Here is a 16,669-nt window from a genome sequence, read left to right as displayed (position 1 = left end):
CGTGACGACAACACGCCGGTGTCCGGCGTCGGGAACTTGTTCTACGTCGGGCACCTGCCCTACGTCGGGAACTCTCCGAGCCAGTCGCGCCGGAGGAGATGCACGGGCAAGTACGGCGACTTCACGTCGACGGGAAAGTCCCAGTCGTACGCCAGGCACGCCATCGCGAGGGGGCCGAGTGCCACGCGGCTGTACGGTGCGGCACCTCCGGCCCCTGCCGCGTCGTCGGATCGCGCCGCCCTGTCGGTCCAGTAGCGCTCGTGGTGGGCCAGCGCCTCGGTGAGGGTTTCCGTGAAGGCCTCGCGGTCGCCCGCGACCATGCGGTGGAGGAGGGCGGCCGGCTGATAGTCGATCAGGTTGAGGAAGTCGCTCGGCGTGCGGGTCGCGACGTGGGGGTGGGAGGTCTCCATGGTGGCGATCAGGTGCTGGACGACGTCGTCCATGGGCTGCCTGAGCCAGACGGCCCGCAGCGTCTCGATCCAGTGGAAGACGTACGCGTCGTGGGGCGCGGCCCGGCGCAGATCGTCCGGCGGCACGTCGCAGAGGAGGGTCAGACGGTCCTGTTCGCGGCAGACGACGCCGAGGTAGAAGGCGTCGAGCCAGGCGCGGGCGTCCGCGACCGGCACGGGCCCGGTGGCGGGCAGGGGCAGCACGCGGTCGGCGATGCGGCACTCCACGGTGCCTTGGTGGGATGCCGCCGCGCGGAACAGCGCCGAGCCGGTCTGCATGGCCCACACCCACGCCTCCCAGGTCTCCAGGTTCGCGCAGGCGGGGTCGGCCGCGAAGCGTGCGTCACTCTGCTTCTTGGTGACGGTGAAGGCGTGGGCGAGGCCCGCGGGGCCCTGCGCGAGGCGGACGATGTCCTCGGCCGCGGCGACGGAATCCGGTTCAGGCTGAGGTTGAGGTCCGGCTTCGGGTTCCGGGTGCGTCGGTGCTTCGGGTTCCGGATGCGTCGATGCGCTCTCGGCGTGCAGCTTCCGCATCACCTCCATCAGCTCGGGCGGCGGCACCACGGAGAACGAGCGGGTCTCGTGGTCGATGACGGTGAGGGAGGTCAGCCGCCCCTGGTGCCACCAGTACAGCCGCGGCGACAGTGCGCCCGGCCCGTCCTCGTGGGCGCCGAGCGCGTACCCGCCGAGGTCGTTGACCGCGTCCACCACCGTGCCGTCCTCGATGGGGTGGAACGCCAGCAGGTTCCTGCTGGGGACGACGACGAGCGCGCCGGCCTCCGGCAGTTCCCTGCCGGTGGTCGCGCGGGCCAGCTCGGGAAGGACGAGCGCCTTGCTCGCCACGAAGTGGGAGTCCCCGTGGACGGACTGCAGCCGCGCACCTTGCGGGCCGGTCACCTCGACGTGCTCCACCGGTTCACGGATCAGGTTCTCCCTGCCCGCCGCCCAGAGCCGCTCCAGACCGGCACGCGCCACGTCGTGGTCGTTGAGCATGCGGACCGACGTGGGGGTGTCGAGGGCGAGCGCCAGGGCCAGGCCCTCGGCGACGGGCCGCACGTAACGGAAGCCGTTCGCCAACTCGCCCGCGAGGGCGTCGTCGGGCAGGAGACGGAGGACGACCCCGGCCAGCAGCTCCTGGGCGTTCTCACCGCCCTGGGACGCGTTGTCCAACCTGGTGAAGTGCTCCTCGACCAGGCGGGGCCAGTGCTCCTCGGCCACGGTGCGGCACTGGTGCGCCAGATTCAGGAGCGGACTGCGGTGCCCGTCTCCCCACAGCACGGCGTCGCCCTCGATCCGGGGACGTATTCCGCGGCGGCTGAGGAAGTGATCGGCTGTCAGGTTCCGCAGGCGTTCGGCCTGCGGGAAGGTCAGCATCGGCAGGTGGGGGTCGGGTGCGAGGTGTTCGTTCACCCGGTGACTCTACGAAGGGGCGCCACGCCGACTGCTGGGGGGTGCCGAGGCAGAGGATGCGTGATGCCGAGGTTGGCCGTGTCACGCCTCGCACCAGAAGCTGACGTCACCTTCACCCGAGTACCCCCAGAGTCTTGCCGTGCGTGCTACCCGAGGCCGACGCGCCCCAACGCCCTTCGATCTAGCGTGGTTTGTCATGACGGGAACCCGAACCACCCTGCATCGAAGCGCCCTGGTCACCACTCTCGCCCTGGCTCTCGCCCTGCCGGTCGCGGGCGGAGCCACCGCCTTCGCCGACGGCCCGAGCGGCCCCGAACGCACTCAAAGCACCGACGGCACCTCGGCGAGCGTGACGGCGACGGCACCGCTTCATCTCCCGCGCCCCACGGGCCCGTTCGCGGTCGGGCGCGACACCCTGCATCTCGTCGACAAGAGCCGCAGCGACCCGTGGGTGCCCTCGGCGGGCGCGCGGGAGCTGATGGTCTCCATGTACTACCCCGGCCGGCACGGCGGCGGCCGCCCCACCTCGTACACGTCCGAGGAGGAGGCGAGGCTCCTGCTGGAGTGGTGGAAGCTGGACAAGCAGGTCTCCCCCGCCGCGTACAGCGCCGCCCGCGCCTTCGCGCGCGCCGGGGCGCGGCCCGCGCCGGGGCGGTTTCCACTGATCGTGCTCTCCCCCGGATTCACCGCTCCCCGTGCCACGCTGACCCACCTCGCCGAGGATCTGGCGAGCCGTGGTTTCGTCGTCGCCACCGTCGACCACGCCTACGAGACCACCGGCACCGCCTTCCCCGGCGGGCGGATCCTGACCTGTGAGGCCTGTGCCGTCGCCGACGAGCCCGGCGGCCCCAAGGCCGTCACGGTGGGGCGGGCCAAGGACCTCTCGTACGTCATCGACCGGCTGACCGGGCGCAAAGCCGCCTGGCGGCACGCCCGCATGATCGACGCCGGGCGGATCGGCGCGGGCGGGCACTCCATCGGCGGGGCCGCCGCGCTCGCCACCATGACGGACGACCCCCGGGTGCGGGCGGGCCTGAACATGGACGGCAGCTTCCACACCGGACCCGCCGGGATCGACGGCCGGCCGTTCCTGATGCTGGGCACTGAGGAGCAGCACACGCCAGGGGTCGAGGACGGCAAGAACTGGGACGAGACGTGGCAGGGCCTGGACGGCTGGAAGCGCTGGCTCACCGTCGCGGGCTCCGGGCACTTCACGTTCACCGACGCGCCCGTCCTGATGGGGCAGGCCGGCGTGGTCGACCCGAAGGTGCCGCTGTCCGGTGAGCGATCCGAGCGGATCACCCGGGCGTACATAGGGGCGTTCTACGAGCAGCACCTCCGCGGCACCCCGCAGCCGCTCCTCGACGGGCCGACGCCGGGCAACCCGGAGGTCACCTTCCAGCACCGCTGACCACCTCCGATCGCCGCCGACCACCACCGCTGTCCGCCGCTGATTCTCGTAGGGCCGAGGCCGCTAGCATGTAATGCATGCATGACATAACTGACCCTTACGCGCCCGGCGATTCTCACGTGCTGGGCGATCCCTACGAACTGCGTCCGGGGGTGCCGTCCGTAGAGACCTTCCGTCGCCTGCGCACCGACGCCGGCCTCTCCGACCGGGCGCCCGAAGCCGTCGTGCTCGCCCTGCCGAACACCTGGTACGGCGTGGTGCTCCACCACGAGGGGGAGCCCGTCGGCATGGGGCGGATCATCGGCGACGGCGGCACCGCGTTCCAGCTCGTCGACATCTGCGTACACCCGGCACACCAGGGACGCGGCCTCGGCAGGCGCATCATGGCCGCGCTCACCGGCGAGCTGGAGCGCCGAGCGCCCGCGACCGCGTACGTGTCGCTGATCGCCGACGGCCCGGCGCGCTTCCTCTACGAGAAGTTCGGCTTCGCCGACACCGCCACGCACGACTCGATCGGCATGTACCGCTCGATGCCCACGGGCTGAGTCCGCAGAGTCCGCACCTTTGGGGCCCGCACCTTTCGCAGATCGAGACCGGCGACAACGTCAACAACCACGAGCGGCAGTACTACACGGCGGGCAACAACAACGCGGCGGCCCGGCTGAACACCGCCGGGAAGTTCACGCAGACCTATGGCCACGTAGAGGCGCGGATGAAGGTGCCGCGCGGGCAGGGCATGTGGCCCGCGTTCTGGATGCTGGGCGCCGACATCGGCGACGTGGGCCGGCCGGCCAGCGGCGAGATCGACGTGATGGAGAACGTCGGCTTCGAGCCGGGCACGGTCCACGGCACCCTGCACGGTCCGGGCTACTCCGGCTCGGGCGGGATCGGCGCGGGGTACACGCTGCCCGGCGGCGAGGCGTTCGCGGACAAGTTCCACACGTTCGCCGTGGACTGGTCGCCGAACAAGGTCACCTGGTCCGTCGACGGCACCGTCTACCAGACCAGTACCCCGGCCGACCTCAACGGCAACCGGTGGGTCCTCGACAAGCCCTTCTTCCTCATCCTCAACCTCGCGGTCGGCGGCTACTGGCCCGGCGACCCGGACGGCAGCACGACGTTCCCGCAGCGGCTGGTCGTTGATCGGTGACCCAGGCCACTTCCGGGGGCCGGTGGCTGTGAGGCCACTCATAGGGGACACGTCACATGCTAAAGGCGGTAGTAGCCGCCGGGCGCGCCCGGCCGGGGCCTACAGGTGCCCGCCGGGCGCCTCGGGCAGGGGCTCTGCGTAAGCGGGTAGTACGTCACATCATTGCGCGGCTCCCGGAGCGCCGCTAACTCTGGCTAGGTCTTCGGGACGCCCCGACCACATCCGGCACATCGCCGCTCGGTCAGGCGCCCCTCACGTCCCCACCCAGGAGTTGCTCCCGCATGGCCATCACCACGCGTTCCGCCCGTACCCGCAAGTTCTCCATCGCCGGCATCGCCACCGCCGGTGCCGCGGCTGCGGCCCTCACGCTGGTCCCCTCCTCCCCCGCCCAGGCCGCCGAGCCGGCCCAGGCGCCCGCGTCGGCCCCGCAGGCCGCGTCGGGCGACAAGAAGAACTACCCCGAGAACCTCGACGGCTGGATCCGCGAGTCCCTGGACATCATGAAGTCCAAGGGCATCCCCGGCAGCTACGAGGGCCTGCACCGCAACATCATGCGCGAGTCCGCCGGTGACCCGAACGCGCAGAACGGCTGGGACGTGAACGCCCAGAACGGCACCCCGTCCAAGGGCCTGCTCCAGGTCATCCAGCCCACCTTCGAGGCCTACCACGTCGCCGGCACGCCGAACAATCTGACCGACCCGGTCGCCAACATCACCGCGGCCGCCAACTACGCCGCCGACAAGTACGGCTCCATCGACAACGTCGACTCCGCGTACTGAGCCGCCGGCCCGGCAGATCCCCGGTCCAGCAGATCCCCGGCCCACCGGCCCACCGGTCCTCGGTGACCGGTCCCCGGTCCCCGGTTCGCGAAGAGAGGCAGCGCATGCCGCACGAGAGCGGGAACGAGCACCCGGCGCACACGGTCGACGGCCCTCCGGCGCCCGACTACGGGCCCGCACGGGTACGCGGCTCCCGGCGCCGGCCCCGGAAGAAGGCCCTGCGCTACGTCGCATGGGGCGCCCTGGGCGTGGTCCTCGTCGGTGGCGGAGGCGTCGCCTATGCCTGGCAGCACCTCGACGGCAACATCCAGGGCACGGACGTCGACGCCGCCCTCGGGCACGACAGGCCCGCCGAGCAGCGCGACGGGTCGATGAACATCCTCCTGCTCGGATCCGACTCACGCGCCGGTACCCACGGCCGGTACGGCAGCGGCGTGAGCGGCGCCCGGGCGGACACCGCGATGGTGCTGCACGTCGACAAGACCCACAAGAAGGCCTCGGTCGTCAGCATTCCGCGCGACACGATGGTCGAGCGGCCCCAGTGCGCGCCCTCCCACGGCAGCGGCGCGGCAGGCGCCCAGCAGGCCATGTTCAACTCGTCGTACCAGGTGGGCGGGCCCGCATGCACCGTCAAGACGGTCGAGAAGATGTCGGGCCTGCGCATGAACCACTACCTCGAAGTCGACTTCAAGGGATTCCAGAAGCTCATCGACGAGCTCGGCGGGGTCGACATCACCACCCACAAGGCCATCAAGGACCACAACAGCGGTCTGTCGCTGACCGCCGGCAAGCACACGCTGAAGGGTGAGGACGCGCTGGCGCTCGTCCGCACCAGGCACGGTGTCGGTGACGGCAGCGACCTGGGCCGCATCCAGCTCCAGCAGGCCTTCATGAAGGCCCTCATCCACCGCGCCCACACCGTCGACCCGCTCAGCGACCCCGCCAAGTCCTACGGCCTGGCGGACACGGCGACCAAGACGGTCAGCGCCGACTCCGACCTGGCCTCCGCGGACAAGCTGCTCGGCCTGGCCAAGGAGCTGAAGGACATCAGTCCCGACCGCACCGACATGGTGACGATGCCGGTCACCTACGACACCCGCGACGCCGGTCGCGTCCTGCCGCTGGACAAGGCGTCGCACCAGGTTTGGGACGCTCTGCGCCAGGACAGGCCCGTCCCGGAGTCCGCCACCCAGGAGTCGGTGGCCGACAGGACGGACTCGCCGGTGACGGCGGGCTCCTGATCACGCCGGTGACGGCGGGCTCCTGATCACAGGCCCTCGTGCGGCGGCCCCCGGCCACCGGCCCGCAAGGAGTACCTGCGCGCGCGGCGCCCCGCCCCCACCTGGCATCGTGACCTCCACGAAAACTCACCCCGGTGGTTTCTGTTATCCAGGTGGGCGCGGGGCGTCTCCCCTGTGTCGGAGGAGTCAGCCCCCCACACAGAGAGTGGACACAGCGTGAGCAGCGAACGCCAAGTCACGATGATCAGGGCAGCGCAGGACGGGAACCAGCAGGCACAGGACGCGCTGGTGGCGGAGTACCTGCCGCTGGTCTACAACATCGTCGGCCGGGCCCTGAACGGGCACGCGGACGTGGACGACGTGGTGCAGGAGACCATGATCCGTGTCCTCGGCGGCCTGGACGGGCTGCGCGGCCCTGAGAACTTCCGCAGCTGGCTGGTCGCCATCACCATGAACCAGATACGCGGCCACTGGCGCGAACGTGCCTCGGGCGCGATACCCGCCGGCGGTGGCCTCGCGGACGCGTACGACGTGGTCGATCCGGGTGCGGACTTCGTGGATCTGACCATCACCCGGCTCGGGCTCTCCGGGCAGCGGCGGGAGACCGCCGAGGCCACCCGCTGGCTGGACGAGGACGACCGGGCCCTGCTGTCGCTGTGGTGGCTGGAGTCCGCGGGCGAGCTCACGCGCGCGGAGGTCGCCGAGGCGCTCGAGCTGTCCCCGCAGCACGCGGCGGTACGGGTGCAGCGCATGAAGGCCCAGCTGGAGACGGCCCGCGTCGTCGTCCGCGCCCTCTCGGCGAACCCGCCCTGCTCGGGGCTCCAGCAGATCACCGCCGGATGGGACGGTGCGCCGTCGGCGCTGTGGCGCAAGCGGCTGGCCCGGCACGCCCGCGACTGCGCGGCGTGCGAGGGCCACTGGTCCAACCTGGTGCCCGCCGAGGGCCTGCTGGTGGGGCTCGGGCTCGTTCCGGTGGGCGCCGCGCTCGCGGGCCTGGTGGCACCGCCCGATCTCTTCGAGGTCGGCTCCGCGTCCGCCTCCACCTCTTCGGGGGCCGGTTCCTCCTTCTCGTCCGCCCACGGCGCCGGGCCGGTCTCCGCGCGGGCGCAGGCCCGTCGTGACCGCGCCAGACGTCGGCGTCGTACGACCGGAGTGGCCGCCGCGGTCGTCGCGCTCGGCATCGGCGGCACCGCGGTGCACCTCCTCACGGGCCCGGAGACGGACGAGAGCGCACCGGCCACCGCCGCCGCTCCCGCCTCTCCCCCCACTCACCCGGCGTCCAAGAGCGCCTCCCCCTCGGCCTCCCCCACGCGCTCCGCGTCACCCAGCGCCAAGCCCTCCCCGAGCAAGACGAAGAAGAAGGAGAAGAAGGCCGAGCCCTCCCCGAGCCGTACCTCGGCCAAGCCGAAGCCGAAGCCCAGGCCCGAGGCGCCGGACCCCGCTCCCCCGAAGCCGAGCGGCACCACCGAACAGGTCGTCGCGCTCGTCAACACCGAGCGGGCCAAGGCGGGCTGCGGCCCGGTCCGCTCCAACGGCAAGCTCGCCACGGCGGCCACGAAGCACTCCGCCGACATGGCGGCCCGCGACTACTTCGACCACGAGAGCCCCGACGGCACGGACCCCGGCGACCGCATCACCGCGGCCGGCTACCGCTGGAGCACGTACGGCGAGAACATCGCCCGCGGCCAGCAGTCCGCGGCGTCGGTGATGGACTCGTGGATGAAGAGCCCCGGCCACCGCGCCAACATCCTGAACTGCGACTTCAAGGAACTGGGCGTGGGCGTCCACAACGCCTCCGGCGGCCCCTGGTGGACCCAGGCCTTCGGCACGGCGCGCTGACGCCGTCCGGGCCGCACGATGCCGTCAGCCTGCCTGCGGGGTGCCGACCTGCGAGGTGCCGAGCTGGGGGGTACCGATCTGCGGGGTGCCGACCTGGGGGGTGTGGAACTGTTCCAGCCGTCGTTGGGCGAGCTGCAGCGTGCCGCGCTGCCGGCCGGGCACCTGACGGCGCAGGGCGACCAGAGACGGGCCGAGCGCGCGCACGTCCTCGGCGTCCCGGATGCGGTCCCAGAGGTGATGGGCGCGGTCCGCCGCAGCTTCCACCTCCGGGGAGTCCGGAGCCTGGCCCGCCGCGAGGCGGGCCGACGCCACCGCCAGCCAGGTCTCGCAGCTGCGGGCCGGGTCCCCGGCGAACCTCGCCAGGTCCGCCCGTACTTCCATCCAGTGGATGGTCTCTTTCGCACCCGGCCCGTGCACGCGCAGCGCGCTCTGTTCCCAGGACGCCGCCAGGGCCGCCGCTTCGCCGTGCCGGCCGGCCTCGACGGCCGCGGTGATCGCCGCGTGCGGGTCCATGGAGGGGTCGGCGGGCCTCGGCGGCTGGAGCGGGGCGGCGGGCTGCGCGGCCGGGTCGTGGGCCGGCAGCAGGTCGGGGGCACCGTCGCCGAGGCTCTGGGCGGCAGCTTGCAGGTGGAGCTGGGGCAGCGGGGGGCGGTGGCCGCTGCGGAGGATCGTCGCGAGTGCCTTCATGTACGCGGGGGCCGCGGGCGTGCGGCGTCTGGCGGGCGGCGCGATACGGCCGTAGAGCGCGACGCCGGGTCCCGCGTCGAGGGGCTGCTCGGTGAGCGCCTGCCAGCTCTCCTGGTCGGTGTGCAGGTCGGCGAGGATCGTCGTGCTGCCCACCGGGCGCAGCCGCAGCTCCTGCGTGATCCAGTGCCAGGGGAAGCCGGTGTAGCGCACGGTCGCGGTGGTGGTCCGGGCGAGCGCGACGTGCAGCTGCCGCTGGCGGCGGTCGAGGTGGACCTGCCCGATGAGGTAGATCGTCAGAGGTCCGGGCGCCATGGCCGCGGCCCGCAGCCGGGTCAGTAGCGTCTGGGGATCCAGTGGGTCGGCCAGTTCCACGATGCTCGCGGTCGGTGTGCCGGAGAGCGTCTCCGGGGGCACCGCCGCGAGGACGGGAAGCACGGAGGCCGCGTCGACCAGACGCCCCTTGCCCAGCGGGGCAGCCGCGACGAGCAGCACGGTTCCAGGCATGGGTCCCTCCCTCTCGATCATCACGTCAGCACCGTATCCGCATCTCCCGTCCGGCGCGCCCATCGGGCTTCAGCTGCTCCACGACGGGCGGGCGCACGGGTCGGCGGCACGTGTCCCGCGGCGACCGCCTCGTCCCGCTTTCGTTCCCAGGAACGAAAGCGGCCGCATCTTCTCGTACGCTCGTACGGAAGGCCGGGATCGTACCGGTCCTACCCTGCGGAGATGATCAGGCACATGTCGACGCACCCCGCCCGCGGTCTGAGCCGGGTGCTGGAGGACCTCGGCCCCACGCTCCTCGAACTGGTCCACGGCGATCCGGCGGCCGCGGGGGAACTCGGCGGCGTCGGCATCCACGATCCGCACGACGAACAGCACCATCCGGAGCGCGCCATCGTGCTCGGCGTCGGTGTGCACGGAGCACCGGAGATCTCCCGGCTGCTGCGCGAGCTCGCCGGGGCGGGCGTCGCGGCGCTGGTCGTGCGGGGACCCGTCGACGCCGCGGAGCTCGAAGCCGTCGCCGCCGAGACCGGGATCGCGCTGCTGGCCCTCACGCGCGGCGCCTCCTGGGCGCAGATGGCGGCGATGCTGCGGACGCTGCTGTCCGAGGGGGACGTGGGCGAGACCGGGGAGCAGACCCTCGGCGGAGTGCCTTCCGGGGACCTTTTCGCGCTGGCGAACGCGATCGCGACGCTGCTGGACGCGCCGATCACCATCGAGGACCGCCGTTCCCGCATCCTGGCCTTCTCCGGGCGGCAGGACGAGGCGGACCCGGCGCGGGTGGAGAGCATCCTGGCCCGGCGGGTGCCCGAGCGCTATCTCCGCGTCCACGAGGAGCACGGCGTCTTCGAGACGCTCTACCGCAGTGAACAGCCGGTCCACATTCCGCCGCCGTCCCTGGGGGACGAGGTCGCGCTGCCGCGCATGGCGATCGCCGTGCGGGCCGGTGACGAGATCCTCGGGTCGGTGTGGGCGGCGCTGCGCAAGCCGCTGACCCCGGAGCGGGAGGAGGCGTTCAAGGAGGCAGCGAAGCTGGTGGCCCTGCACATGCTCCGCTTCCGTGCGGGCGCCGACGCGGAGAACCGGCTGCGCGCCGACCTGGTGACGACCGCGCTGGAGGGCGGCCCTGAGGCGGTGGGGGCGCTGGGCCGGCTGGGGCTCGCCGACGAACCCCTCCTCGTCCTGGCCATGGGCCTGGAGCCCGCCGCGGACGGGGACCACGCCCAGATCACCGCCGAGCGCCAGCGTCTGACCAGCGCGCTGGCCGTGCACCTGACGGCGGTGCGGCCACGGTCCGCGGTGGCACTGCTGGGTGATGTGGCCTACGCGCTGTTCCCCGTCCCGGACGATTCGGCGGCCGCGCGGCAGCGGGCCGTGCAGGTGGCGGAGAACTTCCTACAGCGCACCGGGGAGCGCGTAGGCGCGGTCGTCGGGATCGGCTCGGTGGCTCCCGAGCCCGCCGCGCTGGCCCGGTCGCGGACGAACGCGGACCGGGCGCTGCGTGTGCTGTTCGACGGCCGCGCCGGGGGCCGGGTCGCCGCCATCGCGGACGTCTGCGTCGACGCGCTCCTGATCGAGATGAGGGACCTGGCGGCCGCCCACCGCGACGAACTGTCCGGCCCCATCGCCCTGTTGGCCGACTACGACAGACGGCACAACGCCCACCTGGTGGAGACGCTGCGGGCGTGGCTCGACGCGTTCGGGGACGTGATCGCCGCCTCGGCGAGCGTGTTCGTGCACCCCAACACGTTCCGCTACCGGATTCGCCGTGTCGCCGAGGTGGGGCAGATCGACCTGCGGGACCCGTCGGCGCGGTTCGCCGCGATGCTGCAGCTGCGTCTCATGAGCCTGCACGACGACGGTGGGCGGGCCGGCACCGTCGGCGGCGAGTAGACGGCGGCGCCGGTGCCGGGGGCGCTCCGGGCTGCGTCGCCTTCGTCGCCTTCCGCCGCCTTTCGTGGGACGGTACGAAACCGGGCCCCACGCGGGTGATCCGCGTACGAACTCCGCACCCTCCTTCCTGCCTAGCGTGGCGGTCATCCCACCACCTGGAGGACGCACACGTGCAGGCCGACCACCCATCCCGACCGGCGCCGCCGCCGCCACTGGGCGCCATGCTCGACGACCTCGGAGAACTCGTGTCCTGCGAGTCGTACTCCGCCGACCACGCGGCCGTGGCCCGCAGCGCCGAAGCCGTCGCGGAGCAGGGCCGCCGGCTGCTCGGCGCCCGGCCGCGGACGCTGGTGACCGGCGGGGTGACGCACCTGCTGTGGAGCTTCGGGACCCCGCGCGTCCTGCTCCTCGGCCACCACGACACGGTCTGGCCCATGGGCACCCTCAGGACCCGGCCGTTCTCGGTGCGGGACGGCATCGCCCGCGGCCCCGGCATCTTCGACATGAAGGCCGGCCTGGTCCAGATGTTCCACGCCCTGGCCGGGCTGCCGTCCCTCGACGGCGTCTGCGTCCTGGTCAACGGCGACGAAGAGGTCGGCTCGGACACCTCCCGCGCCCTCATCGAGGACACGGCACGCGCCTGCCGGGCCGCACTCGTCCTGGAGGCCGCCGCCCCCGGCGGCGCCCTCAAGACGGGCCGCAAGGGCGTCTCCCACTACGGCCTCACGGTCCACGGCCGCGCCGCCCACTCCGGCCTGGAACCGGAGAAGGGCATCAACGCGGCCACGGAGCTGGCCCACCACCTCCTCGCCCTCCAGAGCATCACCGACGCCGTGACCACCCGAACCGGCCCGGGAACGACGATCACGCCGACGGTCATGTCGGCCGGCACCACCACCAACACGGTTCCGGCCCGCGCGGAACTGAGCATCGACGTACGAGTCCCCACACCGGCCGCGCAGGCGGCGGTCGACGACCTCGTCAGAGCCCTCGCGCCCCACCACCCCGGCGCCCGTCTGCGGGTCGACGGCGGCCCCAACCGGCCGCCCCTGGACGCCGAGGCGTCGCGGAGGCTGTTCGCGCTGGCCGTCGAGGTGGCGGACCGGGCGGGGCTCGGCCCGCTCCAGCAGGCGGCCGTGGGCGGCGCCTCCGACGGCAACTACACCGCGGGCGTCGGCTGTCCGACGCTCGACGGCCTCGGTGCCGTCGGCGACGGAGCCCACGCCGACCACGAACACGTCGTGACCGCGGCCATGCCGCCCCGCGCGCAACTCCTCGCCCACCTCGTCGGAGCGCTGCTGTGAGCCACCTCGAGATACGCGAACTCCACACCATGGAGGAGTTCGAGAACGTCTGCCGTCTCTACGCCGACATCTGGGGCACCGACCCGAGCACGGCCCCCATCTCCGCCGAGGTGATGCGCGCCCTGGCCCACGCCGGGAACTACGTCGCCGGAGCGTACGAGAACGGCCGGCTGACGGGCGCGAGCGTCGCGTTCTTCGGCTTTCCCGTGGGCACCACCCTGCACTCCCACATCACGGGCGCCGTCATGGGCCGCGGCATCGGCCTGGCCCTCAAGCTGCACCAGCGCGCATGGGCCCTGGAGCGCGGTCTGAAGCGCATCACGTGGACCTACGACCCCCTCATCCGCCGCAACGCCCACTTCAACCTCACCAAGCTCGGGGCGCGTCCCGAGGAATACCTGCGGTCCTTCTACGGCGAGATGGACGACGCCATCAACGGCGGTGACGAGTCGGACCGGGTCCTCGCCGCCTGGGACCTGTCGCTCCCGCATCCGGCCGCGGGACCGAACGGCATACCGCTGCCCTCCGGCGCCGCCCACGCCGTGCGCGACCACGACGGCCGCCCCGAACTCTCCACCCCGGGCGCCGAGTTCGTCCTCGTCGACCTGCCGGACGACATCGAGGCACTGCGCCGTGCCGACGCCCCGGCCGCGCGCGCCTGGCGGATCGCCGTCCGGGAGAGCCTCGGCGGGCTGCTCGCCGAGGGAGGCCGCGTCCTCGGCCTCCACGACCGGCGCAGCTACGTCGTCCAGCGCACCCCCGCCACCCCCGCACACCTGCCCACCGGGAGCAACCAGTGACCAAGACGAAGATCTCCGGCGTCGAACTGCGCCGGATCGCGATGCCGCTCGTCGCGCCGTTCCGCACCTCCTTCGGCGTCGAGACCAGCCGCGACGTCCTCCTCGTGCGCGTCGTCACCTCCGACGGGGAGGGCTGGGCCGAGTGCGCGGCCATGTCCGAGCCCCGCTACTGCAGTAAGTACGTGGACGGCGCCCAGGACGTCCTGCGCCGGTTCCTCGTCCCTGCGCTCCCGAAGGACGGCGTGGACGCCACGGCCGTGGGCCGGGCCCTGGAGCCCTTCACCGGCCACCACATGGCGAAGTCCGCCCTGGAGAGCGCCGTCCTGGACGCCCAGCTCCGAGCCGCGGGCGAGTCCTTCGGCTCGTACCTCGGCGCGGCGCGCGACCGTGTGCCCTGCGGGGTCTCTGTGGGCATCATGGACTCGGTCCCCCAGCTCCTCGACGCCGTCGAGGGTTACGTCGCCGAGGGCTATGTGCGCATCAAGCTGAAGATCGAGCCGGGCTGGGACGTGGAGCCGGTGCGCGCGGTCCGTGAACGGTTCGGCGACAACCTGCTGCTGCAGGTCGACGCGAACGCCGCCTACACCCTCGTCGACGCCCAGCACCTCGCCGAGCTCGACGCCTTCGGCCTGCTCCTGATCGAACAGCCCCTCGCCAACGACGACATGGTGCAGCACGCGCAGCTCGCCAAGCGCCTGCGCACCCCCATCTGCCTGGACGAGTCCATCGAGTCCGCCGCCCACGCGGCGGCCGCCATCTCGCTCGGGGCCTGCTCGGTCATCAACGTCAAGCCCGCCCGGGTCGGCGGTTATCTGGAGGCCCGCCGCATCCACGACATCGCCCGCGCCCACGGCGTGCCCGTCTGGTGCGGCGGCATGCTGGAGACCGGCATCGGGCGTGCCGCCAACGTCGCGCTCGCGGCACTGCCCGGCTTCACCCTCCCCGGCGACACCTCGGGCTCGCACCGCTACTTCGCCACCGACATCACCCCGCCGTTCGTCCTCGACGACGGCCACCTCGATGTTCCCACCGGCCCCGGCCTCGGAACGGAGCCGCTGCCCGACGTCCTCGACGAGGTGACGACCTCGACGGAGTGGATGGCCCTCTAGGCCTCACGAAGGTTGCGGACTCCGGGCCGTGCCGTGGGCCAGACCGGCCAGTCGTTCCGCGTCCGAGGTGCCGGGTTCGGCCGACCAGAGCACGAGTTGCTGTTCTGGTGCACCGGCGTAGCGGAAGGTGTCCCAGTCGAGGGTGAGTTCGCCGGCGAGGGAGTGGGCGATGCGTTTGCTGCCGAAGTCCTGGTGCGCGACGCGGTGCTCGGCCCACCAGACCCGGAATTGCTGATCGGCGACGGCCAGCTCGCCCACAAGAGCTGTAAGGGCTGGATCGGTCGGATTCGTTCCGGCTTCCATCCGCAGGACTTCGACGCATGTGCGGGCCACGTCTTCCCACTCCGGGTAGATCTCGCGCATCACGGGGTCGGTGAAGACCATGCGGACGTAGTTGCGCTCGGACTCGGGCACAGCCGCGAAGTCGCACAGCAGCTCCGCTGCCAGTGGGTTCCACGCGAGGATGTCGAGCCGTGGGCCGAATACGATGGCGGGTGTACTGGTGAGCTGGCCGAGCAGGCGGGTCAGGTGCGGGTGCACTTTGGGGCGAGGGGACCGACGCGGCGTTTTGCGGTGTCCGGCCCGCGCGGCCTGGTCGACCAGACCTTCCACGTACGTCCTCTGGTCGCCGTCCAGCCGCAGCTCCCGCGAGAGGGACTCGAGCACCGGCGGCGACGGTGCCAGTCGGCCCTGTTCGATGCGTACGTAGTAGTCGGTACTGATCGCGGCGAGCTCAGCCACTTCCTCGCGGCGCAGTCCCCGCACCCGGCGCTGGGTGTGCGTGCGCTCGGGAAGCCCGACCTGCGCCGGTGTGAGCTCACCACGGCGATGCTTGAGGAACTCACCGAGCTCACGAAGGTGTGCGGAACCGGTCACTCCGCCAGCATGGCACCGAGGGAAAAGCTCTGCCTGGGAGAGATCCTTCCTAGGAAGGAGCCCGACCTTCCCGAGCCTCAGCCGTCGGCCGGACAGTGGACACAGGCCGGCAGCTCGCCGGCCAGCAGTGATCCCTCAGGAGCAGAAAATGAGGACTGACGTCCGGTTCCCGACCAACGGCGTGCAGCTCGCCGGCCACCTCTACCTTCCCGAGGACAGCGACGGCCCGCTCGCCGCCATTGTCATCGGCCACCAGACGACCGGGGTCAAGGAACAGTCCCCGGCGGTGTACGCCACACGCCTGGTCGAGGAAGGGTTCGCCGTCCTGACCTTCGACGCCGCCTTCCAGGGCGAATCCGAAGGCACGCCCCACGGCCTGGAGGACCCCTTCCAGCGCGCCGAGGACTTCCGTGCGGCGGTCTCCTACCTCACTACCCGTCCTGAGGTCGACTCCGACCGTATCGGCGTGATGGGCGTGTGCGGCTCCGGCGCCTACGTGCCCTACGCCGCCCAGACGGACCACCGCATGAAGGCCGTGGCAGGCGTCTCCGGGACCGACGTTCCCAGCTTCTTCCGCGGCGCCGACCCCGAGGGCTGGCAGCAGATGGTGGCGAACTCGGGGAACCTGCGCAGCGCCGAGGCCGCCGGCGAGCCCGCGGCAACGTTCGCGGTGCTACCGGAGAAGGCCGATGCCGAGACCCCCGCCCCGACGGCCGAGTTCGTCGACTACTACAAGACACCCCGCGGCAGGCACCCGCGCTCCACGGGGGACGTGGTCGTGCGCAGCGCGGATCTCCTCGACCAGTTCGATTCCTTCGCCGACGTCGCCAAGATCGCGCCTCGCCCGCTGCTCATGATTGCCGGCACCGAGGCGGTGACCCGCGGGTTCTCGGAGAAGGCCGTCGCCGACAGCCCCGGCAACGCCGAGCTGTTCCTCGTCGACGGCGCCACCCACGTCGATCTGTACGACCGCGACCAGTACGTGACTCCTGCCGTCGCCAAGCTGGTCGAGTTCTTCAGCAAGCACCTCGCCTGAGTCGGCAAACGTGAGCGGCCATCCAGCGGACGCCTCGTCCGCGCTGCGGGTAGATCTCCTGGTCAGGGTGGGATGTCCCACCAAGCTCCACCTGGCCGTCGAGCAAGGTCGGAAGCCTCTATCGATCGTGGTGACGGCCGGGCAGCGTGGCGACTCACCGCAGTTCGAACCTGAACCCGCCGCG

At 72.0% G+C, this 16,669-nt stretch carries 13 protein-coding genes and 2 pseudogenes; 12 read left to right on the top strand and 3 right to left on the bottom strand.

Annotated features, from left to right (window positions below):
- Nucleotides 1-59: 59 nt before the first annotated feature.
- On the bottom strand, nucleotides 60-1,859 hold the full coding sequence (locus AB0N81_RS11745; RefSeq protein WP_365357613.1) for an Imm49 family immunity protein: 1,800 nt from the start codon (nucleotides 1,857-1,859) through the stop codon (nucleotides 60-62).
- Nucleotides 1,860-2,055: 196 nt separating this feature from the next.
- Here AB0N81_RS11745 and AB0N81_RS11740 point away from each other — a divergent pair, with 196 nt between their 5' ends.
- The 7 genes and pseudogenes from AB0N81_RS11740 to AB0N81_RS11710 all read left to right on the top strand — a co-directional run.
- The gene (locus tag AB0N81_RS11740; protein WP_365357612.1) at nucleotides 2,056-3,270 is read left to right on the top strand and encodes an alpha/beta hydrolase; all 1,215 of its coding nucleotides are present in this window, start codon (nucleotides 2,056-2,058) and stop codon (nucleotides 3,268-3,270) included.
- Between the two features lie 77 nt (nucleotides 3,271-3,347).
- The gene (locus AB0N81_RS11735) at nucleotides 3,348-3,815 is read left to right on the top strand and encodes a GNAT family N-acetyltransferase (RefSeq protein ID WP_365357611.1); all 468 of its coding nucleotides are present in this window, start codon (nucleotides 3,348-3,350) and stop codon (nucleotides 3,813-3,815) included.
- Nucleotides 3,812-4,420, top strand: coding sequence for a glycoside hydrolase family 16 protein (locus AB0N81_RS11730; RefSeq protein ID WP_365357827.1), 609 nt, complete (start codon nucleotides 3,812-3,814; stop codon nucleotides 4,418-4,420). The genes AB0N81_RS11735 and AB0N81_RS11730 overlap by 4 nt, the downstream gene beginning before the upstream one ends.
- A 281-nt stretch (nucleotides 4,421-4,701) precedes the next feature.
- On the top strand, nucleotides 4,702-5,199 hold the full coding sequence (locus tag AB0N81_RS11725) for a transglycosylase SLT domain-containing protein (protein ID WP_365357610.1): 498 nt from the start codon (nucleotides 4,702-4,704) through the stop codon (nucleotides 5,197-5,199).
- Between the two features lie 104 nt (nucleotides 5,200-5,303).
- Entirely contained in the window at nucleotides 5,304-6,440 is a 1,137-nt protein-coding gene (locus AB0N81_RS11720) for an LCP family protein (RefSeq protein WP_365357609.1), read from the top strand.
- Nucleotides 6,441-6,680: 240 nt separating this feature from the next.
- Nucleotides 6,681-8,279: a sigma-70 family RNA polymerase sigma factor gene (locus AB0N81_RS11715; protein ID WP_365357826.1), complete on the top strand. Its 1,599-nt coding sequence runs from the start codon at nucleotides 6,681-6,683 to the stop codon at nucleotides 8,277-8,279.
- An 18-nt stretch (nucleotides 8,280-8,297) separates the two neighbouring features.
- A pseudogene (locus AB0N81_RS11710) lies at nucleotides 8,298-8,345 on the top strand (hypothetical protein); the annotation flags it as partial.
- 42 nt (nucleotides 8,346-8,387) lie between these two features.
- On the opposite strand, the pseudogene AB0N81_RS11705 reads toward AB0N81_RS11710, so the two are convergent.
- Nucleotides 8,388-9,470 (bottom strand): annotated as a pseudogene (locus AB0N81_RS11705) (hypothetical protein); the annotation flags it as partial.
- A gap of 222 nt (nucleotides 9,471-9,692) precedes the next feature.
- Between AB0N81_RS11705 and AB0N81_RS11700 the strand changes: the two are divergent.
- The 4 genes from AB0N81_RS11700 to menC all read left to right on the top strand — a co-directional run bounded on the left by AB0N81_RS11700 (nucleotide 9,693) and on the right by menC (nucleotide 14,573).
- A complete protein-coding gene (locus tag AB0N81_RS11700; RefSeq protein ID WP_365357608.1) occupies nucleotides 9,693-11,360 on the top strand; it encodes a helix-turn-helix domain-containing protein in 1,668 nt (555 codons plus the stop codon).
- 221 nt (nucleotides 11,361-11,581) lie between these two features.
- Nucleotides 11,582-12,664 carry a M20 family metallopeptidase gene (locus AB0N81_RS11695; RefSeq protein WP_365357607.1) on the top strand — a complete coding sequence of 361 codons (1,083 nt, stop codon included), beginning with the start codon at nucleotides 11,582-11,584 and terminating at the stop codon, nucleotides 12,662-12,664.
- Complete coding sequence (locus AB0N81_RS11690; protein WP_365357606.1) at nucleotides 12,661-13,464, top strand: GNAT family N-acetyltransferase; 804 nt, start codon at nucleotides 12,661-12,663, stop codon at nucleotides 13,462-13,464. The genes AB0N81_RS11695 and AB0N81_RS11690 overlap by 4 nt, the downstream gene beginning before the upstream one ends.
- 41 nt (nucleotides 13,465-13,505) lie before the next feature.
- The gene (menC, locus tag AB0N81_RS11685) at nucleotides 13,506-14,573 is read left to right on the top strand and encodes an o-succinylbenzoate synthase (RefSeq protein ID WP_365357825.1); all 1,068 of its coding nucleotides are present in this window, start codon (nucleotides 13,506-13,508) and stop codon (nucleotides 14,571-14,573) included.
- A gap of 3 nt (nucleotides 14,574-14,576) precedes the next feature.
- Here menC and AB0N81_RS11680 read toward each other — a convergent pair whose 3' ends face one another.
- The gene (locus AB0N81_RS11680) at nucleotides 14,577-15,449 is read right to left on the bottom strand and encodes a helix-turn-helix domain-containing protein (protein WP_365357605.1); all 873 of its coding nucleotides are present in this window, start codon (nucleotides 15,447-15,449) and stop codon (nucleotides 14,577-14,579) included.
- Between the two features lie 148 nt (nucleotides 15,450-15,597).
- Between AB0N81_RS11680 and AB0N81_RS11675 the strand changes: the two genes are divergently transcribed.
- Nucleotides 15,598-16,485 carry an alpha/beta hydrolase gene (locus AB0N81_RS11675; protein WP_365357604.1) on the top strand — a complete coding sequence of 296 codons (888 nt, stop codon included), beginning with the start codon at nucleotides 15,598-15,600 and terminating at the stop codon, nucleotides 16,483-16,485.
- Nucleotides 16,486-16,669 lie beyond the last annotated feature (184 nt).

It is taken from the genome of Streptomyces sp. NPDC093510 (genome assembly GCF_040683555.1).
Lineage (GTDB): Bacteria > Actinomycetota > Actinomycetes > Streptomycetales > Streptomycetaceae > Streptomyces.
The sequence above is the reverse complement of the archived record's forward strand: the minus strand, read 5'-3'. Positions and strand labels throughout refer to the sequence as shown.

Bases quoted from the DNA above. Each gene is read 5' to 3' on its own strand.
- AB0N81_RS11720 (WP_365357609.1), top strand. From the start codon at position 5,304: ATGCCGCACGAGAGCGGGAACGAGCACCCGGCGCACACGGTCGACGGC.
- AB0N81_RS11735 (WP_365357611.1), top strand. From the start codon at position 3,348: ATGCATGACATAACTGACCCTTACGCGCCCGGCGATTCTCACGTGCTG.
- AB0N81_RS11695 (WP_365357607.1), top strand. From the start codon at position 11,582: ATGCTCGACGACCTCGGAGAACTCGTGTCCTGCGAGTCGTACTCCGCC.
- AB0N81_RS11715 (WP_365357826.1), top strand. From the start codon at position 6,681: ATGATCAGGGCAGCGCAGGACGGGAACCAGCAGGCACAGGACGCGCTG.
- AB0N81_RS11725 (WP_365357610.1), top strand. From the start codon at position 4,702: ATGGCCATCACCACGCGTTCCGCCCGTACCCGCAAGTTCTCCATCGCC.
- menC (WP_365357825.1), top strand. From the start codon at position 13,506: ATGCCGCTCGTCGCGCCGTTCCGCACCTCCTTCGGCGTCGAGACCAGC.
- AB0N81_RS11700 (WP_365357608.1), top strand. From the start codon at position 9,693: ATGATCAGGCACATGTCGACGCACCCCGCCCGCGGTCTGAGCCGGGTG.
- AB0N81_RS11675 (WP_365357604.1), top strand. From the start codon at position 15,598: ATGAGGACTGACGTCCGGTTCCCGACCAACGGCGTGCAGCTCGCCGGC.
- AB0N81_RS11740 (WP_365357612.1), top strand. From the start codon at position 2,056: ATGACGGGAACCCGAACCACCCTGCATCGAAGCGCCCTGGTCACCACT.